This is a genomic window from Vagococcus xieshaowenii, assembly GCF_004792515.1.
Classification (GTDB): domain Bacteria; phylum Bacillota; class Bacilli; order Lactobacillales; family Vagococcaceae; genus Vagococcus_A; species Vagococcus_A xieshaowenii.
Genome location: NZ_CP038865.1, coordinates 1878110 through 1903356 on the forward strand (window position 1 = coordinate 1878110; position 25247 = coordinate 1903356).

The 25247-nt window shown below is 37.2% G+C and carries 23 protein-coding genes and 1 pseudogene; 3 read left to right on the forward strand and 21 right to left on the reverse strand.

The window, feature by feature from the left end; all coding sequences use genetic code 11:
• Positions 1-144 precede the first annotated feature (144 nt).
• Both E4Z98_RS08980 and E4Z98_RS08985 read right to left on the reverse strand, forming a co-directional pair.
• Positions 145-474, reverse strand: coding sequence for a hypothetical protein (locus E4Z98_RS08980; protein ID WP_135255076.1), 330 nt, complete (start codon positions 472-474; stop codon positions 145-147).
• Between the two features lie 22 nt (positions 475-496).
• On the reverse strand, positions 497-1930 hold the full coding sequence (locus E4Z98_RS08985; protein ID WP_167790962.1) for a helix-turn-helix domain-containing protein: 1434 nt from the start codon (positions 1928-1930) through the stop codon (positions 497-499).
• A gap of 605 nt (positions 1931-2535) precedes the next feature.
• On the opposite strand from E4Z98_RS08985, the gene E4Z98_RS08990 reads away from it, so the two are divergent.
• The 3 genes and pseudogenes from E4Z98_RS08990 to E4Z98_RS09000 all read left to right on the forward strand — a co-directional run bounded on the left by E4Z98_RS08990 (position 2536) and on the right by E4Z98_RS09000 (position 6152).
• Complete coding sequence (locus E4Z98_RS08990; RefSeq protein ID WP_135255074.1) at positions 2536-3213, forward strand: ABC transporter ATP-binding protein; 678 nt, start codon at positions 2536-2538, stop codon at positions 3211-3213.
• A gap of 2 nt (positions 3214-3215) precedes the next feature.
• Positions 3216-4487: an ABC transporter permease gene (locus tag E4Z98_RS08995; protein ID WP_135255073.1), complete on the forward strand. Its 1272-nt coding sequence runs from the start codon at positions 3216-3218 to the stop codon at positions 4485-4487.
• Positions 4488-4872: 385 nt separating this feature from the next.
• Positions 4873-6152, forward strand: a pseudogene (locus tag E4Z98_RS09000) (ISL3 family transposase).
• Positions 6153-8121: 1969 nt separating this feature from the next.
• On the opposite strand, the gene E4Z98_RS09005 reads toward E4Z98_RS09000, so the two are convergent.
• The 19 genes from E4Z98_RS09005 to E4Z98_RS09085 form a co-directional block, all read right to left on the reverse strand.
• Complete coding sequence (locus E4Z98_RS09005; RefSeq protein WP_135255071.1) at positions 8122-9633, reverse strand: RNA-binding domain-containing protein; 1512 nt, start codon at positions 9631-9633, stop codon at positions 8122-8124.
• A 965-nt stretch (positions 9634-10598) separates the two neighbouring features.
• On the reverse strand, positions 10599-10907 hold the full coding sequence (locus E4Z98_RS09015; RefSeq protein WP_135255069.1) for a hypothetical protein: 309 nt from the start codon (positions 10905-10907) through the stop codon (positions 10599-10601).
• An 18-nt stretch (positions 10908-10925) separates the two neighbouring features.
• Complete coding sequence (locus tag E4Z98_RS10070; RefSeq protein ID WP_167790961.1) at positions 10926-11102, reverse strand: hypothetical protein; 177 nt, start codon at positions 11100-11102, stop codon at positions 10926-10928.
• A 1090-nt stretch (positions 11103-12192) separates the two neighbouring features.
• Positions 12193-12675, reverse strand: coding sequence for a signal peptidase I (gene lepB / locus E4Z98_RS09020; protein WP_168182787.1), 483 nt, complete (start codon positions 12673-12675; stop codon positions 12193-12195).
• Positions 12676-12755: 80 nt separating this feature from the next.
• Positions 12756-12968, reverse strand: a complete 213-nt coding sequence (locus E4Z98_RS09025; protein ID WP_135255067.1) for a hypothetical protein — start codon at positions 12966-12968, stop codon at positions 12756-12758.
• Positions 12969-13682: a hypothetical protein gene (locus E4Z98_RS09030; RefSeq protein WP_135255066.1), complete on the reverse strand. Its 714-nt coding sequence runs from the start codon at positions 13680-13682 to the stop codon at positions 12969-12971.
• A 524-nt stretch (positions 13683-14206) separates the two neighbouring features.
• Positions 14207-15829 carry a WxL domain-containing protein gene (locus E4Z98_RS09035; protein ID WP_167790960.1) on the reverse strand — a complete coding sequence of 541 codons (1623 nt, stop codon included), beginning with the start codon at positions 15827-15829 and terminating at the stop codon, positions 14207-14209.
• A gap of 375 nt (positions 15830-16204) precedes the next feature.
• On the reverse strand, positions 16205-17074 hold the full coding sequence (locus E4Z98_RS09040) for a WxL domain-containing protein (RefSeq protein ID WP_167790959.1): 870 nt from the start codon (positions 17072-17074) through the stop codon (positions 16205-16207).
• A 77-nt stretch (positions 17075-17151) separates the two neighbouring features.
• Positions 17152-18030, reverse strand: coding sequence for a WxL domain-containing protein (locus E4Z98_RS09045; RefSeq protein ID WP_135255063.1), 879 nt, complete (start codon positions 18028-18030; stop codon positions 17152-17154).
• A gap of 254 nt (positions 18031-18284) precedes the next feature.
• Entirely contained in the window at positions 18285-19934 is a 1650-nt protein-coding gene (locus E4Z98_RS09050) for a WxL domain-containing protein (RefSeq protein WP_135255062.1), read from the reverse strand.
• Between the two features lie 17 nt (positions 19935-19951).
• The gene (locus tag E4Z98_RS09055) at positions 19952-20731 is read right to left on the reverse strand and encodes a WxL domain-containing protein (protein ID WP_135255061.1); all 780 of its coding nucleotides are present in this window, start codon (positions 20729-20731) and stop codon (positions 19952-19954) included.
• A complete protein-coding gene (locus E4Z98_RS09060) occupies positions 20718-21236 on the reverse strand; it encodes an LPXTG cell wall anchor domain-containing protein (RefSeq protein ID WP_135255060.1) in 519 nt (172 codons plus the stop codon). Before E4Z98_RS09060 ends, E4Z98_RS09055 begins: the two co-directional genes overlap by 14 nt.
• A 17-nt stretch (positions 21237-21253) precedes the next feature.
• Complete coding sequence (locus E4Z98_RS09065; RefSeq protein ID WP_135255059.1) at positions 21254-22255, reverse strand: WxLIP family cell surface protein; 1002 nt, start codon at positions 22253-22255, stop codon at positions 21254-21256.
• A 230-nt stretch (positions 22256-22485) separates the two neighbouring features.
• On the reverse strand, positions 22486-23256 hold the full coding sequence (locus E4Z98_RS09070; RefSeq protein WP_241856692.1) for an RNA-directed DNA polymerase: 771 nt from the start codon (positions 23254-23256) through the stop codon (positions 22486-22488).
• Positions 23257-23351: 95 nt separating this feature from the next.
• The gene (locus E4Z98_RS10265; RefSeq protein ID WP_280529217.1) at positions 23352-23483 is read right to left on the reverse strand and encodes a hypothetical protein; all 132 of its coding nucleotides are present in this window, start codon (positions 23481-23483) and stop codon (positions 23352-23354) included.
• The gene (locus tag E4Z98_RS09075; protein WP_135255057.1) at positions 23476-24018 is read right to left on the reverse strand and encodes an HRDC domain-containing protein; all 543 of its coding nucleotides are present in this window, start codon (positions 24016-24018) and stop codon (positions 23476-23478) included. The genes E4Z98_RS10265 and E4Z98_RS09075 overlap by 8 nt, the downstream gene beginning before the upstream one ends.
• Positions 24019-24222: 204 nt before the next feature.
• Positions 24223-24291, reverse strand: coding sequence for a hypothetical protein (locus tag E4Z98_RS10325; protein WP_425353666.1), 69 nt, complete (start codon positions 24289-24291; stop codon positions 24223-24225).
• A gap of 60 nt (positions 24292-24351) precedes the next feature.
• The gene (locus E4Z98_RS09080; RefSeq protein WP_135255056.1) at positions 24352-24732 is read right to left on the reverse strand and encodes a four helix bundle protein; all 381 of its coding nucleotides are present in this window, start codon (positions 24730-24732) and stop codon (positions 24352-24354) included.
• Positions 24733-24734: 2 nt separating this feature from the next.
• Positions 24735-25205 carry an RNase H family protein gene (locus E4Z98_RS09085; RefSeq protein WP_135255055.1) on the reverse strand — a complete coding sequence of 157 codons (471 nt, stop codon included), beginning with the start codon at positions 25203-25205 and terminating at the stop codon, positions 24735-24737.
• Positions 25206-25247: the final 42 nt, after the last annotated feature.

The window sequence follows — 25247 nt, forward strand, 5'->3', positions numbered from 1 at the left end:
TAATTTTATTTATCAAATTAATGATAACAAGCATTAAAAATTAATGATAAAATTAAACACTAATATTAATATTTTAATTACTTTTGTTATCTAAAAACTATTAATATTTACATCTAATATCTATTAATAAATCCACCGCTAACATTAACTTCTCATCAAGATACTTTTCGATAAACTTCTAAACAATAAGCCCAATTCATAGGAGCCTCTTTGACTATCATTAGTTTTAGGTTCATCTTCTAAACTTGTAATAACCTCAGAAAATTTTTCTAAATTTTTAAGTTCTGTTTGATGATCTACTTGTTTTTTTAAATAGTTTTTAGCAGTTATATGTACTCCATCTTCCTTATAACTAACCATGCTATGTTTATTATTTTCTGATTCAGGAGTCAACATATTGGAAAAGAATTTATTTTTTATACAGTTATTTAATATTATTAATAATATTATCCAGACACTTATTCTCTTTTTCATTCTAATTTCTTCCTCCTGTAGACTATAAGTTTTTCACTTCAATAACCTTATTACCAAAATCTTCCCAATCATCTGAGGTTGGCGGACTTTTCCAAATAATTTGTATAATCTCAATATTTTCGATTATACAATCAGATATATAAATATCTGTTTTATTGGTTAGTTTATCTTCAATCTTTATATTAAAATGTCTAAAACCAACCACTTGATTAATGATGAACTGATTATAGTGCCTACCCATAGTAAAATCTACACATACATGTATAGTTTTTTCTAATGATGTTATTGAGAATAGAGAAAAGAGAATCAAAATATAATCATAAAACAAATGATTACTTAAAAATTTAAAATCATATTTTCCTTTGCTTAATTCGTCATCAATTGACTCACTCACTATATTCGATATTTCTGGATACGTTTCTTCAAAAAACCTCTTTGATTTTATATTGGTTCTTTCAATATCAAAGAGATACTTTCTTCTATTATTTTTATATATTTCTTCAATAAACAACTTCTTTTCTTCATAGTGCATATCAGATATTTTTTCTACATTGGAAACAATTTTATTAATCGTATTTTGGCTAAATTCATCAACATCATTAAAAAAAGAAGTTTGAATTTTCGAATAATTTTTTTTAATAGAATCTCCCTCAAAATTTAAAACAATGTATACGAGTATGTATTCAACTTCATAAATTAATATATTAGATTTTACTGGCAAATAATCTGACAGCATTGATATTTGTAAAGAGAAAAAGTCTAATAAATCATCCGATTCGAAAAACTTAATATTATTATGATGATTATTCTTTACACGTATAATGGAAACAGCTATAACAATCCCTAACTTCACTCTATCCACGTAAGTTAAATTGAATTTAAACCACTGTTCATAGTGAATGACTAACCTATTCACTATGTTGTATATTTCGTCTGAAAAAGGAAATTTTATTCCATTATATATATCAAAATATATAATGCAGAGTGCATTTCTTACTCTAGTTTCATCACCTAAAATTTTATTCCCTTTCAATTTAATATCGTATGAACTCAAGAATTTTTTTAGCTCTTTTCTTTTAATATACAATTGAGATCTACTCAAATGATTATCTTTAGAAAACTTATCTACCGATGATTGTCTAACTACTAAATCGTCTAGCATCTTGAAAGTCAATGAATGCTCCAAATATTTTAATTTAATTTTTTTTATAATGGATAAATTTATTTTTTTTATTTCAATAACACCTTCATCATTAATATATAACTTAGGATTTTCTTCTAATAGTAGTAAATCTTCCATCAATTCTTTAAGCAAGTTTTCCATCTTAAACTTACTTAGTCCTGTTAATTCGTACAATTTAGAAATATGTACATATCCTTGTTTATTCAACTCTAAGTATTGTAGAATAAGAATTTTAAACCTATCATCATTCTCCATTAATACTTCTGTTTTCATATTCCTCCCTCCCTCTCGATTAAATAACATGTAATATCTAATTATATTTTAGCATGTTAGGAATAAATATATCTCTTTTTTCACTTTTCATAAAATTAAAAAAGTTTCAAAAAATCTATTTAATAATAACAAATATTATAACTATTAAAATATAGACTAAAACGTTTTTTTCTTGTTTTTTTTTCTATTTTTAAAATTTTTTAAACATATACCTAATATCCTTATTTGATATTAAAATTAAGCATTAATCCTACACCACAACAAAAAAACACATCTTCCAAATAATTAGAAAGTGTCTTGAAACGATATGATTAGTACTCTATTTCTTAGTATCTGGTTAAAAAATACGACTTTATGATGGTCAAAAAGTTAAACTACTATTCTACCAACCTTTTACTATTCATACTACTGTATGAAAATTCACAAAATGACATTCTATCATTACCACAACTTGGTGAGTTGGTTGAATAAATAAATCTCTACTCAAAAAATAGAAAACATTATTTATTTCAGTCTGTAGACCGAGATACATAATATCAACACAGGTATATACTAATTGAACAAATGTTCAAAAAATAATCGATTACAAACAACAGGAGGTCATTATGTCTATATTAACGGTCAAAAACGTAGAAAAAGAATACAAAATAGGAAAAAATACGTTTAAAGCGCTCAAGGGAGTCAGCCTATCAATCAAGAAAGGAGAATCAATTGCTATCATTGGTAAAAGTGGTTCTGGAAAATCAACGCTTATGCATATCTTAGCTTTGCTTGATAAACCAACATCTGGAGAAATTGAACTATTGGGTCAAAATGTCAAAGACATCAACAAAAAAACATTAAATCATCTACGAAACGAAACATTTGGATTTGTTTTTCAGCAGTTTTTTATTAATCCTAAAGATACAGTATTAGATAATGTCATGTTACCACTGAAAATTAATGGAATGAACAACAAAGAAAGAAAAAGAAAAGTAATGAATGCTTTAAAAGCTGTAGAACTTGATGATAAAGTACACAATAATGCCAATGACTTATCAGGTGGGCAAAAACAACGGGTTTGTATCGCAAGAGCTATTGTAAATGAACCAAATATTATTTTTGCAGATGAACCCACTGGTAATTTAGATTCTAAAACCGGTGAAAAAATTGAAGAATTACTTTTTAAGATGAATAAAGAAAAAGGTATCACTTTAATTATCGTGACACATGATCCTGAACTAGCGGCGAAATGTGACAGACAAATACATATTAAAGATGGTTATATTGTGGAGGAAAATTAATCATGAAAATAAGCGATATTATTAAAACAGCCAATAAAAATTTAAAAAGAAATAAAGGCAGAACATTCCTTACGATCATTGCTATCTTTATAGGAGCCTTTACGATAGCTCTCACTGCTGGAATTAACACAGGGGTTAATAATTTTATTCACCAACAAGTTAAGTTAGTAGATAGAAACAATTTACTCCTGATCAACAAAAATAGTGATATTGATGCTTCTACTGACAATTCTCCAACAAAATATTCTGAAAAGAGTACGAATGCAGCCGACGATCATGTATTAACTAAAAAAGATATTGAGAACTTAAAAAAATTAAAATGGTTTTCTGATGTCTCACCCAGTGAATCCATAGCCATAAACTATATAGAAGGGAAAAATAATAATAAATTTGAACTATCCGCATATATTGATGATGGAACTTCTTACTCATTAGAGGCTGGTCGACAATTAAACAATAAGATAAATCAAAATGAAATACTTTTAACAACCGATTACGTTAAAGCTCTAGGTTATCAATCAAATAAAGAGATATTAAATAAAACTATCCAATTAAATATTTCTCCAGAATTATCTGACAAAAAAGAGAGCATTAAAGCAACAGTTGTTGGGATTTTAGCACCTAACAGTATCTTAGGCGTCCAAACTACTGTCAATAAACATTTATCTCAACAAATTCTTAACATTAATCATGATGGTCTATCAGAAAATTTAAAAAATCAATTTTATTCATTGGTTGCTACAATAAAGGACCCTAGTTCTAGAAATATTGAGGAAATTAAAAAAGATTTAAATAATTTGGGTTACACAGGGCAAACATTTGAAGACAGGATTGATAATGTTTTATCTGCAGTAGATGCTATTACCTCAGTTTTGATTATTTTTGGTGCTATTTCCCTTTTAGCAGCAAGTTTTGGTATTATCAACACACTGTATATGTCCGTGCAAGATAGAACACGTGAAATTGGCTTAATGAAAGCAATGGGCATGAGTAATGGCAAATTATTCCTAAGCTTTACCATTGAATCTGTCCTTATTGGATTAATTGGGGCGCTTTTAGGAATATTGGGAGCATTTGGAAGTTCGGTGATTATTAACAAAGTAGCAGCTAAATCATTTGTTCAAAGTTTTGAAAACTTAAGTTTAATTCAGTTTAATGCTACATCTATCAGTCTTATTGTCTTAATTATAGTGCTAATTTCATTTTTAGCTGGTACACTTCCCGCCAAACGCGCGGCTAAATTAGATCCAATTACTGCGTTAAGATATGAATAAATTATACAGTATATAAGAGAGGATGAACCGCTGTGAAAAAAAGGATTCGTAAGCTTGATCATGATTATATGCCTATTAAGCTTATCTGCTTGTAAGAATGGTATTTCCATTGAAAAACAAGGTGATAAAAAATCAGGAATTAGCGTATCTAAATAAATACACATAGAATATATACAAACTAAGAAAGATTCAAGAAGAAAAGCAGACATAAAAGAAACACAAGATCGACGAGGTAATGATGGTTTTTAAAGCCGTCATTACCTTTTTCATTACCACAACAAAAAAAGGCTGTATAATATTTGGTGTTGATTTTTAGACAAAAAAAGAGACCTCAACCTGATAAAATTAAAGTCGACTAAAACCAAATATATCGGAGGGGTCTCTTATGGATAAGCATACTAGAAAATTACTTGGATTGGAAGATAAAAATATATATTTTGCAGAAGATTGGTTAAAAGAAGAAAAGAAAAAAGATGTTCTGGCTTATATTATTGAAGGTGTATTAACCTATCGCCCGACTTGCTGCGAAAAATGTGGTGAACTAGATAGCTCAAAAATCGTTAAAAACGGATATAGAACGACCAAAACACAATTACCGCCCTTTAGAAATAGACTGACGTATCTAAAGCTGCATCGTTCAAGATTTCGTTGTTACACCTGTGGTGCTACTTTTATCGCCCCAACACCTATCGTTGAACGCAATCATCATATTTCCCGTGAATTAAACTATCAAATCATGATGGAATTAAAGCGTATTGTATCTCGTAAAGATATTGCGGAACGGTACTTTGTTTCTGATGTAACTGTGTTACGTATACAAAGAGAGTTAGCTAAACAACGGACAATTAACTACAATCACCTACCAAGTATTCTATGTATTGATGAATTTAAATCAATGAAATCATGTGAAGGCTCTATGAGCTTTATTTGCGTTGACGGCGTTAGGAATAAGCTGTTTGTCCTCTTAGAGGACAGACGATTGGAGAAGTTGGCTAGTTATTTCATGAAGTTTTCTCTTAAAGTACGCAAATCCGTTAAATACTTAGTCATGGATATGAATGGTAGCTATGCGCAACTAATCAAGAAAGTTTTTCCTTGTGCTGAAATTGTCACGGATCATTTTCATATTGTACAACACATTAACCGTAGCTTTAATCAATTACGTATCAATATCATGAATACCTTCCGAAATCATCATTCAGAAGATATGAAGAAATATCGCAGATTGAAGCGTTACTGGAAACTCCTTTTAAAAGATACTGATACTTTAGATAATAAGCATTCACATTATCATTATTTGTTTAAACGTGAACTTTTCCAACAGGAAATTATTGATGATCTATTAACTTATGATGAGCGTCTACGACTAGCATACGATACCATCCAGCTCTTACATCACTATCGCAAGAAATCCGATGTAGAGAACTTCTTTCATATAATAAATGACTTATCTAAAGAGCTTCCTAACTGGTTTAGAAAGAAATTAACCTTCTTCAATCGACACAATCAAGGCATTTATAATGCCTTGATTCTAATGGTATTACCGAAGGTATCAACAATAAAATCAAATTAATTAAACGCGTTTCCTACGGCTATCGTAACTTTAGAAACTTACGTGATAGAATTTATATTTCGCAAGGATTAATTTTCCAAAATATCACATAAAAAAGGTGAAGCTTTTACACTTCACCTAGTCACTTATTTTAGCAAATTTGAGCCCATCAACACTATTTGACGAAGAGCCCAAAAAAAGACACCTTCCAACTGAATGGAAAGTGTCTTGAAACGATACATTGATTGGTACTCGATTTCCTGCGAAATCTCCGTCCCATACTGTATTCGTAAGCGAATGAATTCGCAACGACTCCAGCAATTAACGTTTTGAGAATTCTAATACTAAAAAACAAGAATACACACACGTTATAAAGCTTGTTGTATCAACATTCTTAATTACCTATTATTCTTTTAAAATCTACTGAATTGATAAAAAAAGATATTATTGACACCAATTAACACCATATATTTAAGTGTATCTTACTGTTTATTGTTAATCAGTTTATAGTCTAACATTTTTCTGACTTTTTATCTATGATTTTTCGGAAAGCAAGATTATCAATTTTTATTACTGTGTTTCCTTTACCCTATTCATCAATTATCGCCTTAGAATCTTCATCTTTCATTGTACATCCTACTATAACCTGAACATCATCATTTAAAGATTTAATTTTATTTAAAAATGCACGCATATCTTTTTCAATTATACTATGTTGATTAGGCTCATCAAAAAGAAGAAGACCAGGTTGATTACATCCATATTCTAACGAAACTTCTTGTAAAGCAATTGTATATGCCCATATTCCTCGTATATGATCATTTAACGATTACCTTCTTTATGTCCAGTAATATATTGTAAAAAAACTATATATATACCATATAGACTAAGAAGGCCCATAGAAAATGCCATGATATCAATAATACTCTTGCTTTTTAGATCATAAATAGGGGTTCCTAATTATATTGTATTCACTCAATCCCTAAGAATAACAGTACAAAACAAAAAAGACTAATATGATGTAACGTTAGTCTAGATTTCTTCACCAAGTGACCCCACCAATTGTGTGATTGAAACGCCCACTCACTTGAACACATGATTTTAACATAAAGCCTCCTCATTCCTATCATGCTTATTTTAAAGAGTATCAATATACCCAAAAGACTAAATGTTTTCATCTTGTACACGCTCCTTCATTATCAACTGATATGGTAGCGCTTCTATATATAGTTATTTTAAGGTACTGACAGTTATTTAATTACTGCCATTGACAATAAGGCTCTGAAGATATGAATATGTGCGGTTCGTGTTCAAACATAGAACAACTTGAACCACTCCTATCAGTTATCATATCTTCACTCATTATCAATGGTTCACTTCGTCAGCAATATCAGAATTCATCTGTTTTTTTTTACACCTTAAAACTTATTTTTTCTGTCTATATAAGTGTAATCTATCCAAACATATACTTATCACTAGGCTTGGTTTTAAATGCGTTTAATCTTCTATAAGCAATAAACATATGAATGCTTATCACACTATTACCTTCTTCTGCTATTTATGAACCTTCATGTTGTTGATACGATTTTAACTATAAAAACAAGAGACGGTTGTGACTAATGATTAGAAAAGTTAAATCTTTAGATTCGCTAGATAAACACCCTCTTTTTTATAAAATACAAGTCTTTCTTATTAAGATGCTGAAAAATAGCTTTTTCTGCAGATTATTTCTAATAACTATCCTTTACCTTTCAGATACTTCCTCTGTTTTTCTGCAGATTAGCTTTTTTTTCTGCAGATTATTTCTAACAACTATCCCTTGCCTTTCAGATACTTCCTCTGTTTTTCTGCAGATTAGCTTTTTTTTCTGCAGATTATTTCTAACAACTATCCCTTGCCTTTCAGATACTTCCTCTGTTTTTCTGCAGATTAGCTTTTTTTTCTGCAGATTATTTCTAACAACTATCCCTTGCCTTTCAGATACTTCCTCTGTTTTTCTGCAGATTAGCTTTTTTTTCTGCAGATTATTTTCGCCTAATACATTAATATTGACTAATAACTTATCATTTTCTATGAACAGGTTTAGACTCTCATTTTTTCGGTAATACGTAAATCAGCGGCTTGTTGTTTTATAGTAGCAACTTGTTGTTCTAATGTTCTATTTACAATATGTTTAGTACTTCTACCTGCTCCCGTCTCAAGAACATAGCCCTTTTTTATCAATGTATCTAGCGCCTTGGTAACATAATAACGAGATAAGTTAGTAATACGTTGAATTTCTTTTTTAGATAGCTCTTCTCCTTCTTTGGTTAGAAGCTTTAAAATCATCTTTTCGTGGTCATCTATTTCCTCTATACTATCAGCAAAATCAACAGACCATATTCTTAAGTGCGTTTTCTCTATATCTGTATCTATTTCAGGAAATCTAAATTTCCCATACCTAGCAGCAGCAAATATTTGCTCTCCTCCAGTACCTCCACGTTCGCCATACCCCATAAAGACTAATAATTTTGAAATAATAGGATTTCTTGTTTTAGACTCATTTGTTGTAAAAAAATCTTCTTTTGGAATTTTCATACTACCACCGTTAATAAAATCGTAATAATCCCAATAAACATTAACGATACTGTGTTCTTCAGAGTAATAATCTGCATGCATAATTAAATTAATTAACGCTTCTCTCAATGCTACACGCATTGATTCCCCTATTTCTAATCTCGATTGATCTTTCCCTAATTCAAACTGATCTTCAGGTAAATTCTGTAAATAGTCCATTGATTTAATAAAAAAATAATAGAGATTTAAATCATCACTCACCGTTGAAATTCTATTACGCCATCTTTTATCAGAACGTCGATCAAACAAATCTAACTGAAAATTAGGAAAATTTTGTATAATAGCAGTTGTTTTGCCAAAAAACAGTAAGCCGCCTGCTGTTATTCCCTTCTCACCATCACAATTATATGCCTTTGCAATTACTCCGATTCTTTCGAGAAACTCTTCTATTGAATACTCTTGGTAAGAAGCAAACTTGGGACGTGATTGAACCCTAAGTCTATATTCATTGATGGATTGCATATCTAAATCATCGATAGTACAGTTCCGTAAAACATCTCTATCTAAGTTGTCTGATTTATCCCTAATTAAAGCTTGGTATATTTCTCCCCTAGCTAATTTATCTCTAGAACCTTCTCTAATAAAAGCTCGCATCGTTTTGCTTTTATTATCCACAACTTCTACCGGTTTTTTATCTCTTGGCGCCTCATTTACAATAATCTCTATAAATTTTTTACCATGATTCGTCGTTTTAATGGAAATTTCTTCAACAGAATTGTAAGTCACAACATTTGGATCATTAAATTTAGCCGTTAACTGTTCTTCTTGAATCTGAGGATTATCAATTCCGATTATTGGATAACTCCGATTCCCTTTATGATCTAATTCCTCAGTTACGCCTAAATAAATGATGCCTCCACTAGTATTAGCAAACGCACTGTAACTTTCAAACAATGACTTTGAAAGGTTAGTTTTAGACTCTTTATATTCAATATATTTAGATTCATCTTGCACCATGAATTCATTCTTTTGATTCATAAAAATCACCTCGTATTATATAAATTATAGATCATAAAGAGTGAACAAATAATGTAACTGTTTAAATAGTACACCTACTATATAAATCAATAAATACACCTTCTATTAACACACTTATTTACAACTATTTTACCATTTTTTCTTTGCATATGAATATAGTATTTTATTAATTATTACCTAGTAATCATAAGCAAGATTACCTCTTCTTAAAGGCAACCTAAATAATAACAACCTATGTTAAATTAGGAGCAAAAATGGGGAACTTTAATCCCCTTTCTTATACACACTCCTTCATTATTAAAACATATTTATCATAAAGTTTTGTTTGAATCCCAGAATAAAAAACGCTTATTTTTCTAAAAACAGGATGAGATATTTACACCTTTTAGAAAACTCCGTACTTTGAATTAAGGCTAAGTCAGTCAGCTTCATTAAAAATTCAGGTTTTGTCGCAAGGTACAATTCCTGTTTCCCTTTGTATTCATGAATCTTTGTCAGTGTATTTAGTAAATCATACCTAAGTGATAGCTTTTCTACCTCTTGATAATTAAATGTTTTCACCGCCACTCACCTCTTTTCTACGCCATTTTACACTATTTGGCGGAGAAGAATAGCGTTTATAATTCGTCTCCATCATTACCACAACAAAAAGACACCTTCCTAACGAGTGGAAAGCATCTTAAACACTCAACAAAATCAAGGGTTTCCTTTTTACATTTCATAAAGTTTCATGGATTTATTCACAAGTCTTCTTCTATTTATGAACCTTCATGTAGTTGAGACGATTTTAACTATTAAAACAGGAGATTGGTTGTGACTTAGGGAAAAATGAATCCGACGCATCAAACTATCAAGAAGCGAAGATACAACAGGGAACGAGACAGTTGATAAGCGCACCGTTCACTATGTTAATGGAGCTACATATGCTTTGAAATATGCTTTAACGCCTAATAATTCAAATAATATTAGTTTTTCTCTTTCGTTTTTAAAAAGCCTAATTCTTTTTTCATGATGTCTAGTTGGTTCCCTAATTCATGATGAAGCTCAAACAAATAATGAAATCGTTGACACAACTCACAATGTTCATCTGATCCAGCTTCGTGTGTTGCTTTAAATAGTCCTTTATGCAGTTGCCAAACATCAGCTGTCTGGATAGCCACTTGACTACGAACAGACTTTAATTCGTCGTATTTTTCTATTTTCTGTTTAAATGTTAAAGTTGGCCCATCAACGGGTTTTTCTTCTTGTGTATTAGGTAAAATGTCATCTGACATGAGATCATCCCTTCTTTTTTATTTATCAAATAATCGGAAAATTTCAAGCCACTCCGGTTCTTGAGATAAATCCTTATAATCAGATTGTTTGATATCATCGATAATTAATTGTATTTTTTCCTCTAGCAATCGTTTCTTCTGTGCGTCTGTTTCTTGGAGGTACAATAAATAATAAGCGTTTAATAGACTCAGCATAATCCTCCTTCGCTTTCAAATACTTGAAAGTCTTATAAAATCGTTGTATGATAGATATGAAAAGAGAGATATGCGTCAACATATCTCCCTATGTAGAACCGTTAAAAAGACGGTGACTGTAGTTAAATTATTTTAAGCCATCTAACTCTCTGTCAAAGTGTTTAGATGGCTATTTTTTGTTGTTTTTATTATTTATCTGCAACACTAACATTGCAAAGGCAATCATTAGCGATAATGCTTCAAAAACAGACACGCTATTCCTTTCCAGGAGTAGCGCTTATTATCAACATAAGGCATCACCCCTTTTTCAAGAGATTAGCCACCATCTTTTTCACTTTTCTACGTTAATTATTATAGCATATAACGAGCAAAGATAAAAAATACCTAAATAGCCGACTTTTAGAGAAGATTTTTTAGCTCATTTCATGGATAATCCTATACTAATTTATTGGAAAGACGCTTAGAATCATCGTCTAAACATGAATATTTTCATAAAAGTACAATATTATCACCTTTTAGTTCAAGTTAATGCGCTTTTAATGGTAAACTATAACTAACTTAGGAAAAAGTTAATCAGGGATCGATTAATTTTTTCAGCTAATGTTTTAAATAAGCGAAAAAAACAGACCATCCTGAAGGAAATGGTCTGTTTTTTTGTCCTAATTGAAATAGAACAGAAAAAAGATTTTGTTTTGTTTGATATAAGTCAATCACATTACAGTTTAATTTGACAAATCATATATAAAAAAAACAGTACAAAATGGCCTTCCTTTTTGCCTTTTTATTTGGATGGAAGAGATAAGAAACGAGTTGTTTTTCTAAATTAACGTTAACATATAGTGTAATAATTAATATTTTTACTTTTGATTGTTTCAATACTTTTCCTTCTACAGAAGATAGCGTATCGTAACTTTATCCATTCTAAGAACTATCTTTGAGTAGTATCATCACGTAATAAGCGTCCCGTATTGTTTTTTATTTGCTAAATGAAAAAAATCGAAGCTCATGTTCGACTTCGATTTCCCCTTGTTTATTATCTCCACTTAATTATAGCATAGCGTGTTTCTCTTATGCTTAAAGGGATAATGACTCAATGTACCAACCCAGCTTTCTTTAAAGGCGCGAGGCGTAACACCACTTGTCCGGTTAATTGGTCAGCCTCAACTAAACCAAAATGACGGCTATCATTCGAGAGTGCTTGATTATCTCCCACGACAAAATAGTGTGCCTCTGGTAAGGTGGTCAGGCCTTTCAGACGTTGGGCAACCTCTTCTTTTAGCTCAAAGGTTAGTGTGGTACCTAAATTCGTCCCGTTGTCAGGGATAAACATCAGCTGATGGTCACTCACTATCACGCGATCACCGGGCATCCCAATCACACGCTTCACTAATAATTTATCCTCAGAACGAGAACGAAACGCAACCAAGTCATAACGCGTCACATTAAAATGCTTCTTCAACAAAACACCTTCGCCACTTTCAATCGTCGGTGACATACTGCGCCCCTTGACTGGATGATAATCAAACTGATACACCATCCCTAACACTAAACAACCTAAAAGCCCCCACAACATAACGGTCTTTTTCATACTTCTCACCTCTTCATTTGGTTAATCTAACCAACCTAAACATTTTTCCTATTGAGTTAGTTATATCAAGTTTCTTCTTCCGAAGCAACTAACTCACTTGCAGAAACGTCTTGATTCGTTTCAGAGGTGGTAGCGTTAGCGCAATGCGTTGGACTGTTAGCCTTGTGCTGGTCATGACTTGTTCCATTAATTCGTTCATACAAACGTCTAACCATCGCATCATCAAGCGCTTCTACTTCCTGTATAAACTTCTTATATGAAAAAAAATGCTTTAACATTTAGTTTTCCGTCCTTTCCACTAATCTAAGACTATCTTCTGAATGGTTACGTTGATAAATCTCGCGCTCGATGGATTGAACGCCTTGCCACTCAAAAATGACCGATTGAATCTCGGTAAGTTGAGAAACTTCTTCAATAAACGCCGCTTGATTCTCACGACGAAGCGCGAGTTGACGATCATCCATCACAACTTGTTGGCCAGAAAACACCCAACTTTCTTTCCCTATTAGTAGATTAGGCGGGGTATAAGAAAAGTAAGGTGCCAAGACATCAGCTAGTCTTCTTGCTTGTTTAGTAGTGGCTACTAAATCATCAGATGGATGCAACACGTAATCCTGCACGCCAATGCCTTCTTTGGGATAAGTCGCTAAAGAAAAACGGTAGGCCGCTTGTTCCTGTTGCCTCGTCACTTCCATTAACGACTCAGAAAGCTCTGTCACTTCTTTAGACAAAAGACCGCGTTCTCGTTGTAGTAAGAGAATCTGACTAAATAAAATCACCACCACTAACACAAGTAATCCCATACTATACAGCACATGATGAAGATGGCGATGATTCTCAATCACTTGAAGACGCGCCAATTTTTGGGTGAAGGCTTCGGTCTTGGGACGCACACCCCTCGCACGATCCAACTGCCATTGAATACCAATTCTTGGGATTATAAAAAAGCCAATCAAAGCTATCAGCCCTAAAACCAACATAAGACGAATCATTCCCCCACTCCTTTCCAAAATTACCTTAATATACTAAAAAGCTAGAAAGCACGAGACTATCGTGTTTCTAGCTTACAATTAAGGCATTTTCCCTACTTAACAAACACACCGTTACAACCTGTAGGCCGGCTTTTGAGGTCAGCTTCTGCGGAAATAAGATAAGTCCTCCAAAAATTGATACGCAATTTTCTTCGGTCTTATACTTATTTCTTGAAGCTTAACGACCTCTCAAGCACTCTTTGTAATCAGGCTTTTAGTCGCAACTTCCTCGGTAATAGGTCTGACCTCTAAAAAATTTTCAAATTTTTCGTTGTTCTGTGCCTATTACTCGTAAGACTAAACACCCTCTTGCCTACTAAAATTCGAAATCGCCGCCGCAGCGAAGCTTCGGTTGGGCACGGCGCTGCATGTGCCCACTATCCTTTGATGGTTACCTGTCACCACATATTCTGTCTCTCTGACCACGTCTTCCCTCTTGGGTGAACCATTCATTTACTGTTTCTAGACACGAACACACGTTCTGCCTATTGCTCGATGTCAGATACCAGATTAAGGTAAAGCGCGGGGCGCAACCCGTACTCGGTGGTCACAGTGTTGGCGCCGACGCTGCCACTCGCGTTCACATCGCACGCGCCGCTACTAGTCGTCATAGGCGAGCGCAACCACCAAGGAGCTGCTTTTCCATTGTATTTCGCGATGCTATCTGCGTCATTCTCCCACGTCGTCAACACATCCGCCGTACTTAACGCAAACGCCGTTGGCGTATTATTTCCATTAATGGTCGTTACCTCAGTGGTATCAGTAGCACTTGTCTCTTCATGCGGCAAGTCCACTCCCGATACAAATGTCCCTAAGTCACTTCCCGCGATACGTTCCTCATAAAATGCCTGCATCTCACGCTCTAACGTTGAGCCTGTATAATCATTACCGTCACCGTTTTTTGGATTAAACTGAACTTCCTTCTGTATCTCATCCGTCACCATTAAGACTACATTGTTGCTATCTTTCATGATTTTCCAATCAATCCCTGCTTGGTTGATAATGTCATTGGTTTCAAATGGTTGGACGGTCACACTCGTTTCTGCAGTCAAACCATCTGCATCCGTTGCAGTAATGGTGATAACTGTTCCGACTAACTCATTTAGTCCTAACGTTAAGACACCTGTCTCCTGATCAATCGTCGTTTGACTAGATGTTTGACCAGAAATCGCGTAGGATACCACTTCTTTATTAGGACTAACCGTTACGGTGCTCAAGCGTTTTGGTTCTGGGTTATCTACGCTCAGTTCTAATTCAACCTCTGGCACTTGTTCTGTTCCTGGTGTGTCTGTTAGTGACCACGTCAGGGTAGTGGCATAGCGTGCCTCTTTTAATTTGTTCGCTTTACCTGGAACCATTAATTGGACGTCTTTACTTAGTTGCGTCATCTCGGCATCAAAATCGCCATGTGTGCCATCATTGGCCATTAACGTTTCACCTAAATTGACAAACCACGTGCCCATGCCTTGACCTGTGTCTCCCTCAACGATAGGCGTGGTATCACCTGGTGTAATAACATACTTAGCTGGACTTTTTTCTGTCGCGGCTATTGTTGGCGTGGCTAAATTCGGCGCGTCTGTTTCAGAGCCGTTGGTCGTCATCTTAAGATTTTGTAAGGTAATCTTTGTTCCTGGTAAGAAAGAGGATTCATCTGCTGTTTTAAAACCAGCATCTTGTGTGACAGACAATGACCACTTCCCGTCTACCCAGCCACGTGCATCTGTTACTTGCACATAATTATTCACAAATTTAGTTTGGCCATCTTCTGTTCTTAATAATTGGGCCGCGGCATAATACGTTTGGTCAGTTGTCGTGATTTCTTGTGCTCCGAAATAGAGATTCGAGGCGAAGTCGATGGTGATTGGACCTTTATTATCCGTTCCTGCTAACTCTTCTTCTGGGTTTTCAGGGTCAAGCGGGGTCACTGTTCCCCCTTCTTCTGGATCAATAGGCTCAATGACCTCATAGATTTTATCGAAATCCACGCCAGCTTGACTGGTTGCTGGTTTCGTGTCAATCTTTGAAGTGGCTTCTGCCGCTAACATTAACGGGCTTTGCGACAGACCTAATGTACTTACTAACATGATAGTCAGACGTTTCTTTTTCATTGTGACATCCTCTCCTTTATGATTCTTATGCATTTTTTCTATAGATAACCGTATTATTTTTCCCTTTTTTATCGTGAAAGCAACAGGGTGCTTGACCGATTAACCTTGATTGACTTCTTTCGTCCCGTCAATTAACTTGATTGCTTCTCTATGGTAGCGAGCGATTAAGCGAACGGTGTGGACTCTTGACCAGCACGACCAAAATTTTTCTAGCGTTCACACCCTATTGAACCAAGAGACATTGATGCGTATATCTCATTCATCAACTAGAATGCCAAATGTTCGCGTTTGTCACGCTTCATTTGTTTGAAAGGTTGCTATCATTCGTTCATTACCACCACGTAATTTAGCCATTGACCTCATTCTGTCAAAGACTTACGCTTCGTTTGCTGGTTGGTTGGTTAATGTCCATGTTAACTCAGCTGTATAAGCGGTTGATTTCTTAACAGACGCGCCTGGTACTTCTAATTGAACGGCCGTATTAAACCAATCTTGTCCGCTTACTTGACCGTCTTCACCAAGAACGTCAGCCTTCACTAAAGTCCCTCTAGTTTCTCCTAGTTCTTCCGTTACAGCTGTTCCACCATTTCCTGCTAGATAGAAGAATTGTCCGGCTCCGTGGCCTTCAGAGGCGGTCATCACCTCTACGCTAATTGCTTTTTCTTCCGTTGAAGGCTCAATAGCGAAGGCTTCTTTAGCTTCAATACCTGTTGTATCTGATGCAGAGTTAACAGCGCCATTGGATACATTGATTTTTGCGCCTTCTAATTCATGCTCTGCTTCATCTTTGAACGCTTGTGTTTGTTCAACTTTCAACGTCCAACCAGCTAGACTACCTGTGTTATCTGTAATTTGCACATAGTTAGGGTTGATGACTTTGACATCTGACCCTGTGATAGTTGATTTTGACGCGAATGCTGGATACGTTTCGTCACTGTTTGAGATTTTTTGAATGCCAAAGTTTAAGGTTGACACAAAATCAATCGTTAACGGACCTGTTTGGCCTGTTTCTTTATCTGGTTCGTCTGGTGTAATCTCTGGTGTCGTTGGATCTGGATTTTCTGGATCAGTTGGGTCGACGATAGGCGGTGATACCGGTGGATTCGTTGCCTCATCATCCACTACAAAGTGAACTTTCCCTTCGCTGGTTTCATTCGTTGTGATTCCTTCTTCAGCAAATACCGCTGTGTTTAGACTGCCTAATACTAAGGTACTTAATAATAACGTGCTCATCATTTTTTTCATATCATATCCTCTTTCCATCAATAACTCTTTTAATAACTCTTTTAATAACTCTTTTAATAATTCTTTTAGGTGGTTGGTTATGCCCCTTCACTTGCTGAAGGAATGGCTTCTAATGTCCACGTTAAATCTGTTTTATACGTTGTATCTTTCATCTTGATTGCGCTACCTGGGACGTCTAATTGGATATCTTTGCTAATTTGGTAAGGGATTTCCTTGTCTCCTACTTTTAATTCTGGGAAGTCTCCGTAACTCCCATCATCTTCTACTAACTCTTGACCTAGATTTAAGAACCATGTTCCGATTCCTTGTCCCTCAGTTGCCTCAACAAGGGTCATTTTAGTTCCCGGGTCCAATTCATGCTTTTCAATAGCATGGCCCTCTTCATTGGTCATCTTGATTTGTGGGGCTGCCGCTTCTTCATTCCCTGTGTTGGTCATCTTTAAGTGGTTGAACGTCAGCGCTGCGCCTTCTAATTCGCCTGCTGATGATGAGAATTGTTCCTCTTGAGTCACGCTTAAGGTCCAGCCTGCATCAGCTACCCCACGACCATCTGTTACTTGGACATAGTTATTCACAAAACGATAATCTGTTAAATCATTTTCTTCTGTTTCCTCATTATAAGTATAAACCTTTGACGGTTGAGCCGCTGGGTGATACGTTTCATCATTACTTGAAATAGCTTGTGAACCGAAGTATAGTTTTGATACAAAGTCAATCGTTAACGGACCTTCTAGCCCTGTTCCTGGGTTGCCTGTATCTGGATTTTCTGGGTCTACTGGGTCAATCACCCCTCCACCATCTGGATCTAATGGATCCGTTGCTCCATCTTTTTCTTTATAATGAATCGCTGCTTCTGATGTCGCATCTTCAGGTTCGAATTCCGCCGCAAAGACTGCTGAGGTGTTGCTTAATACCATTGTACTTAATAATATGAAGGCTAACACTTGTTTTCTCATGTTTGTTACTCCTCTTTTATTATTTGATTTTATTTTTAAACGTTGTGTAATGGGCTTCGTGCCTTACACAAGCGTTGTTCCCCTATAAGTTTTCTAAATAGCCGCCGCATCTTCGCTGCGGTTGGGCACGGCGCTGCATGTGCCCACTATCCTTTGATGGTTACCTGTCACCACCTATTCTGTCTCTCTGACCACGTCTTCCCTCTTGGGTTAACCATTCATTTACTGTTTCTAGACACGAACACACGTTCTACCTATTGCTCGATGTCAGATACCAGATTAAGGTAAAGCGCGGGGCGCAACCCGTTCGTGCCGCCCACGGTGTTGCTGATGACGCTGCCACCCGTGCTCACAGCGCGCGCGTAGTTACTAGTCGTACCAGGCGTGCGCAACCACCACCAATCAGCTGAACCATCGTATTTCGCGATTCTATCTACATCATTCTCCCACGTCGTCAACACATCCGCCGTACTTAACGCAAACGCCGTTGGCGTATTATTTCCATTAATGGTCGTTACATCAGTGATATCAGTATCACTTGTCTCTGTATGCGGCAAGTCCACTCCCGATACAAACGTCCCTAAGGCACTTCCCGCAATGCTATTATCATAAAATGCCTTCATTTCACTCTCTAACGTTGAATTCGTATAATCATTACCGTCAGACTGTGTTGGATTAAACACAACTTCCTTCTTCTGTATCTCATCCGTCACCATTAAGACTTTGTTACGTTCATCTTCTTTCATGATTTTCCAGTCAATTAATTGTCCCTCTTTGTCTGGAATTGCAATGACCTCATTTTTTACAAACGGTAAGACCGTTACGGTGCCTGTCTCGCTTTGTCCTCCTTGTGTCATCGCTGTAATCGTGATTTCAGTATTGTCTGCTAAATCTGACCCAAAGTAGAAGTAATTTGTCTCTGCGTCTACATACGTCTTATCAGAAGGTGCGCCTTCAATCCTATACGTTGTACCTTCCACGTTTGAACTTAATTTAAGTGGTTCAATCGTACGATGGGCACTTGTGGCAATCTCATCTTTCACATTTTTAATAGTAAAGGCTAAGGTTTCTTCTGGTGGAATCCCCGGCACATCCTGCATCGTCCATGTTAGGGTCGTGCGGTACTTTCCTTGTGAAACCTTTGTCGCACTTCCTGGGACAAGTAATTGCACGTCTTTACTCAACTTGCTAATCCCTTCTGCGTATTGACCATAAGAGCCATCGTTAGGGGTTAGTGTTTGTCCTAACTCGACAAACCATGTCCCAGCCCCTTCACCGGCTTGACCGTCAATTAATTGAACCGCTTCGGCTGGGTCTAACACATAGCGTCCGTCATGTTCTTCGGTACCATTAGGGTCTGCGGTTGTGGGAGGTGTTCCCCCGCCATCTGCAGTGGTTCTAAGCCCCAATGCGCCAATCGATAATTGTGCCCCGACTAATGGATCTCCTGCGGATGTTCTAAATTCATCGTCTTGTTTTACATATAATTTCCAACTTGCCTCACTGTCGCCACGATTATCCGTCACTTGGACATAGTTATTCACAAGGTCACGGGTCTCGTTGCCGTCCTCATCGACTTGTTTATACGGTTGGGCAGCGGCATAATACGTTTTATCCTCTTGCATCGTGGCTTGTTGTTTACCAAAGTAAAAATTAGACACAAAATCTAGACGTAACATCCCATCGTTGCCTGTTGGCGGTAACGTTTCTTCTGGATTTTCTGGATCTAGTGGGGTAATCTCACTACCATCCCCTGGTAATTGTGGGTTAGACGGATCCGCCTTTGACGTAAACGTTACGTCAGCTGGTGTAGTGCCTTCTAATGTATCAGCCGCTAATGTTAGGGGCATATTGCCTAAGATGATGGTGCTGACTAAGCTCATCGTTAATAATTGTTTTTTCACGATTTATTCCCCTTTCTCTATAGTTGACTGTCTGGCGCATCGGTTAACGTCCAGACAAACTCTGTTTGATAATTAACGGCATCTTTCGGTGTTGAACCAGGAATGAAAAATTGCACACCCGTATTCTTTTCTCTACCATCTGGTAAGGTGTCAATTTTCCCCCAGCTGTCTAGCCATGTGCCAAAGCCTTCACCTGAATCTGCCTGCATAACGACGGACATTTCACCTGGTGTTAGCGCGACATCATGGGCAGTTGGGCGTTGCGTGTCGTCCGTCACATTAGACGTCGCTTGACTCTCTACTAGACGAATTTCAGCCCCGTCAAGAACGGGATATTTCGCCGCTTGATTTTCAAACTGAGCAAGTTGTTTAACAGTTAATCGCCAACCTGATGCGCCACCGCGTAAGTCAGTGACTTGTAAATAATTCGCTGTCTTCTTGTCTGTGTCGACTGCCGTGCCTTCGTCATTGGCATAATATTGTGGATTGGCATAATACGTTTGGTCTTTATTACTGATTTCATTGGTGCCAAAGTCAAACGTTGAGACAAAGTCAATGGATAATGGCCCCGGTGTGCCTGGTTCTGGTTTACCTTCTGGATCGGTCGGATTCCACGGTGAAACGGGTACCTCTGGATCAGGGTTTTCTGGATGAAGTGGGAGCGTGGTGTCCTCACTTGGAATAAATTGAACATGGCCATTTGATGTGATGCTTGAGCTGTCTTCTTGAGCAAATGCGACTGTCGTGAAACTTGACACTAACCATAAAGCCAATAAAGAAGGATTAATTTTTTTCATCTTCAACCGTCTCCTTTCGTTTTTTCGTAAGTAATAATAAGAACGCTCCACCAAGAGCCAGTGCGCCTAGCCCCATAAGTGAGGCACGAACGCGTTCGCCTGTTTGTGGTAAATGGTGGGTGTTATTGGATGTGTTCCCATTACCCGATGTGTTGGGACGCGTGTTAGTTCCGCTATTACCGTTCTGATTCGTTTGGCCGTTACCGCCTGAACCGGTGTTGCCACCGTTGTTGTCGGACCCGTCGCCGTTACCACCTGTACCGTTATCGGTGTTACCGCCATTTCCGTTATTACCCTCATCTGTATCTGTGCCATCGCCTGGATTTTCTGGTTCTGGTTCTGGTTCTGGTTCTGGTTCTGGTTCGACTAAACCACTGTCTTCTACATATTCACCGACAAAGGTAATCGTCCCCTGTGACGTTTTTTCTGACTCGCTGGCCAACACTTGACTGATTGGGGTCGCCATCATTAATAACACCGTTGCATAAAGTTTGAACTGTTTCATTCATTCTTCCTCCTTTTTTATTTCTTTTTCTTCACTAACAATAGAATAATGATCGCAAGTAATGCGGCAATCACGCCAATACCAATCATTAAATATAAATTTGTGTTATCTTCTTCGATTGACACATCTTTTTCGTTATATTTCTTTGCTTCTTCTGAGGTGATCTCGAAGTCTTTTTCTAGTGACCATTTATCACTCCCTGAGCTCGCTTCAATGTGCATGGTATATTTACCGGCTGCTAATTTCTTTCCTTCCATGCGTAACGGGAAGGCCATCGTCGTGTTAGGTGCCATCTGGATACCCTCTTTGGTTGTTTCATAAAGCGTTTCACTCTTGCCTTGTTTGGTTACTTTCGCATCAACCTTTAGTTGATTCATGTATTTAGCGACTGGATTTTGTAAATAAGAATAAATCACGTTACGGGCATTTAATTGATCGGCTTCTACTTTATTTAATTTCAAATCTGAGGGTAAGCTGTTGTCGTTCTCACGTAGTAAAACCGCAACAGAGTAGGCAAACTTATTTTCAATCGTCATCCCACCGGCTGTCTCGTCTTCTTTTTCTTCTTCCTCAACTTCTTTAAAGGTCAAGCCACCTGCGATTAACCCATCGAAGGCTTTTTCTGGCATTTCGATAGTTACTTTATAGTCATAGCTGCCATTCGCTGGGATTTTCACCGTTTGGCTATCGGCCTTCGCGATTTCTTTTAAGTTAGCGGGTGCTGTGTCATCCACAGTATCCTTCGTCTGGCCATAATCCACCACCCCGTTAATATTCGTTGTCGCAGGCTCGATTAAGGCTTCTACCTCTATTTCTTTATCGCTATGGTTTTTAATCTTGGTCACTAAGGTTTGTTTCTGACCCGCTGTCATATCTAAATCGAAGTACGTGCTACCTTCGCGTTGGTTATCCGGCAACACCGTATCGACACTAAAATTCAATTCACTTGCTTGCGTACTCGTTACACCAAAAATCCCTACAGAACATAAAGATGTCATTAACAATACAAATTTCTTCATTATTTCTTCACTCCTATGTCATTATTTTCATTATTAAAAGGATTTACTCTACTAAACTTCTCAGTCCATTCATTAGTATGACAGAATTCAATTTTACGAACTGTTTTTTTTTTAGAAAAATTTTCTAAAAAAAACAGTTTGATTGCTGCCGCATCCTTACAACTTCATTATCACATAATTTAACAATCGCAACTGTTATATTTTGAGTAAAAATCATGAAGAACAAACAGTTACAATCCTTCATTAAATGAACGAGAAGACGAGGGTAAATAGCGTTTAGAGAAGAAATAGGCCTTGCCTGTTTGTAAGTAATGGCGATAGGTCGTGACGTGTTCATTGGCGAGTGGTTGATGTTTAAATTTTAGACGTAAGCGTCGTTTAATACGTTGTGGCAATACGTGATAACACCCTTGATTAGCCGTTAGTTGATACCGCCAACCTAGCCATTCTACCCCATTCTTCAACGGAAATAGTTGTGTTTTGCGCGGATGATAGGCGAGGCCAAGCTCCCATAAATGTTGGATAATGTGTTGGCGTGTCACTTGTAGGGCTTGCTTATCAGGATGAAGGAGAACCAAATCGTCCATGTAGCGCGCATAAAAACGATGCCCTAACTGCTGAACGATAAGCGTATCTAATGAATGAAGCGTGGCGTTGGCCCACCATTGACTCGTTTGATTCCCAAGGGGTAACCCTTTACCAGGTGAGGCATGATAACTTTCAATGATTTGATAACATAACCCTTTTACCTCTTCTGGATACGGGGCACTAGCGATGAATTGTTTTAATCTAGCATGCGGGATACTATCATAAAAATGACGAATATCAACACGTAAGACGTAACACGTAGCTTTGTCGTGCGAGCTAAGTTGATGAATAAACTGGCGTAAGTTGCGACGTGCATACGACGTCCCCCTTCGCCGACGACAAGCCGCCGTGTGAGGCAGTAAGAACGGCTCCGTATAAGGTATAATATAACGCTGACACAGGGCATAATTCACAAGACGATCGACAAAAGTTGACGCTGAAATGACGCGGCGCTTAGAGTCCGTTACTACAAAAGTCCGATAACCTCCGTGTTGATAGGCGCCTTCTTTCAAGGCAGATAAGATAAGAGAACAGACAACTGATGAGACAAATCATACTCAAACGCCACGACTTCAGGATGCTGACGTTTACCTTTACGACAATGTTGATAGGCCCGATATAAGTCAACATAATCAAACATGTGTGTCTAACCTCTTGACACACGCTAAGAGCGATTCGCCAAAATCCGCTACCTTCTTCTCCGACATTCCGCTCACCAAAGTCAATGCCTCAAGGGTTTGAGGACGTTGGCTCACTAACGCTTCCAATGTGGCATTCGAACAGATAATAAACGGCGAAACCCCGTTTAATTTAGCTTGCGCCTGACGCCACTGCCTTAACTGCTCAAACCAACGGTCGTGTGTAGAGGCATCAAGCATTTGAGAACATTCTTCAAGCGGCACCAAAATACCTTCCCACCCTAAGGAGGTTAATCGTAACAGTTGAAGATTGCCACGTTGTCTATAGCCCACCAACCCTTCCGTTATGAACTGGTCAATCATCTGTTCGATGGCTTCTTTACGATAGTTTTTCAAACACCCACGTTCACATCGGGTTATTTCTTGAACTTCTTCTTTCAATTGATTGCCTTTTAACACCTTCACCGTAGTCGTCTTACCGAATTGTCCGCCTAACTTGGCAATCACACGTAGAACACATTGTTTGTCTCTTTCCATCTAACCTTTCCTTTCTAATACAAAATAAAAAGGGGCAGAATCGTTTCTGCCCGCGTATGAACGGCGTGTGAATCACAACCGCTACTTATCACACTCTTTTTATATTTTTTTCTATCCTTAGGGATAAAAGGGAACCTAAACTCCTTTAATCGTGATACTGACAAGGGGCACGTGCCACTTGTTGCGGATTCTTTGGGATTAAAGCTAAAGCGCGGGGCGCAACCCGTTCGTGTTGTTCACATTGTTGTTGTTGACGTTGCCATTCGTGTTCACATTGCGCGCGTTGTTACTAGTCGTATTAGGCGAGCGCAACCACCAATTAGCTGCTTTCGTTTAGTCCCCATCCGGGGAGATTCTTTTTTGGTCGGAGGTTAGCCAGCGATAGACTAACTTCCGACAACTTTCTAATGGTTCGACTAATGACAGGTAATCTTTTTGAAGAAGGCAGCCTGTTTCAAAACCTAGCTCAACCATGAAACCAAGTAGTTTCAAATCCGTCATGACTTGACGCTGATAAGTTTGACGTGTGTGGAACGTTTCTTTCTCAAGCGGGAGCTCATTGGCTTGGTAAATCCCTTCAACCACCCCTAAAGTGAGCGTCTGCATTTTCCCAACCAAGCTAAAGCGGAAGTGCTTGGGACTTGATTGCGTAACACGAAAGATTAACCGAGCTAACGCTTTGGCACTAGCGGCAACATAAAATTCTTCTGCCATTTCTAAAGCTCTCCTTCAAAGGGGACTTGCGTATACAAGGCTTGCTTGGCTAGATACTTACTGTATCTGGCATTAAACGCTTGACTTTTGCCACTAATCAAACGACAACGGACGTCGTCAAATCGTTTAAGCTCATGACGCAGGTCCCGCCATTCTTTTTGGTTCTTGACGGGTTTATTTTGTTTGGTTAGCCATTGTTGTTGGGCCCATTCCTCTAAATAACCTTTGGTTAGGGCATGATAAAGATAACTCATCGAAGTATAAAGTTGCACTGGGCGATGAGGGTGTTGAATCATCCCTAGGGCTGTCGCCACCCCTTCTAAAAGCCCAACTTGCAGACTAACACCAGGTGTCACCTTGGCATAGGTTTTACGATGTTGCCCTGACTGTAAGACAATCCCACAACTAGTGTACACCTCATCAAAAACCGCGTCACTCTTGACTACACTGATGTAACAGTTTATCTCTGTCATCCCTACTCTACCCCCTACTAAATTTTGAAATCGCCGCCGCAG

Excerpts from the sequence above, each read along its gene's own strand:
- E4Z98_RS09045 (WP_135255063.1), bottom strand. The coding sequence starts at position 18,030 with ATGAGAAAACAAGTGTTAGCCTTCATATTATTAAGTACAATGGTATTA.
- E4Z98_RS09060 (WP_135255060.1), bottom strand. The coding sequence starts at position 21,236 with ATGAAACAGTTCAAACTTTATGCAACGGTGTTATTAATGATGGCGACC.
- E4Z98_RS08980 (WP_135255076.1), bottom strand. The coding sequence starts at position 474 with ATGAAAAAGAGAATAAGTGTCTGGATAATATTATTAATAATATTAAAT.
- E4Z98_RS09025 (WP_135255067.1), bottom strand. The coding sequence starts at position 12,968 with ATGTTAAAGCATTTTTTTTCATATAAGAAGTTTATACAGGAAGTAGAA.
- lepB (WP_168182787.1), bottom strand. The coding sequence starts at position 12,675 with ATGTTGTGGGGGCTTTTAGGTTGTTTAGTGTTAGGGATGGTGTATCAG.
- E4Z98_RS08990 (WP_135255074.1), top strand. The coding sequence starts at position 2,536 with ATGTCTATATTAACGGTCAAAAACGTAGAAAAAGAATACAAAATAGGA.
- E4Z98_RS09075 (WP_135255057.1), bottom strand. The coding sequence starts at position 24,018 with ATGGAAAGAGACAAACAATGTGTTCTACGTGTGATTGCCAAGTTAGGC.
- E4Z98_RS09055 (WP_135255061.1), bottom strand. The coding sequence starts at position 20,731 with ATGAAAAAAATTAATCCTTCTTTATTGGCTTTATGGTTAGTGTCAAGT.
- E4Z98_RS09085 (WP_135255055.1), bottom strand. The coding sequence starts at position 25,205 with ATGACAGAGATAAACTGTTACATCAGTGTAGTCAAGAGTGACGCGGTT.
- E4Z98_RS09065 (WP_135255059.1), bottom strand. The coding sequence starts at position 22,255 with ATGAAGAAATTTGTATTGTTAATGACATCTTTATGTTCTGTAGGGATT.
- E4Z98_RS08995 (WP_135255073.1), top strand. The coding sequence starts at position 3,216 with ATGAAAATAAGCGATATTATTAAAACAGCCAATAAAAATTTAAAAAGA.
- E4Z98_RS09015 (WP_135255069.1), bottom strand. The coding sequence starts at position 10,907 with ATGTCAGATGACATTTTACCTAATACACAAGAAGAAAAACCCGTTGAT.
- E4Z98_RS09005 (WP_135255071.1), bottom strand. The coding sequence starts at position 9,633 with ATGAATCAAAAGAATGAATTCATGGTGCAAGATGAATCTAAATATATT.
- E4Z98_RS09040 (WP_167790959.1), bottom strand. The coding sequence starts at position 17,074 with ATGAAAAAAATGATGAGCACGTTATTATTAAGTACCTTAGTATTAGGC.
- E4Z98_RS10070 (WP_167790961.1), bottom strand. The coding sequence starts at position 11,102 with ATGCTGAGTCTATTAAACGCTTATTATTTATTGTACCTCCAAGAAACA.
- E4Z98_RS09030 (WP_135255066.1), bottom strand. The coding sequence starts at position 13,682 with ATGATTCGTCTTATGTTGGTTTTAGGGCTGATAGCTTTGATTGGCTTT.
- E4Z98_RS10265 (WP_280529217.1), bottom strand. The coding sequence starts at position 23,483 with ATGTTTGATTATGTTGACTTATATCGGGCCTATCAACATTGTCGTAAA.
- E4Z98_RS09080 (WP_135255056.1), bottom strand. The coding sequence starts at position 24,732 with ATGGCAGAAGAATTTTATGTTGCCGCTAGTGCCAAAGCGTTAGCTCGG.
- E4Z98_RS08985 (WP_167790962.1), bottom strand. The coding sequence starts at position 1,930 with ATGAAAACAGAAGTATTAATGGAGAATGATGATAGGTTTAAAATTCTT.
- E4Z98_RS09035 (WP_167790960.1), bottom strand. The coding sequence starts at position 15,829 with ATGAAAAAGAAACGTCTGACTATCATGTTAGTAAGTACATTAGGTCTG.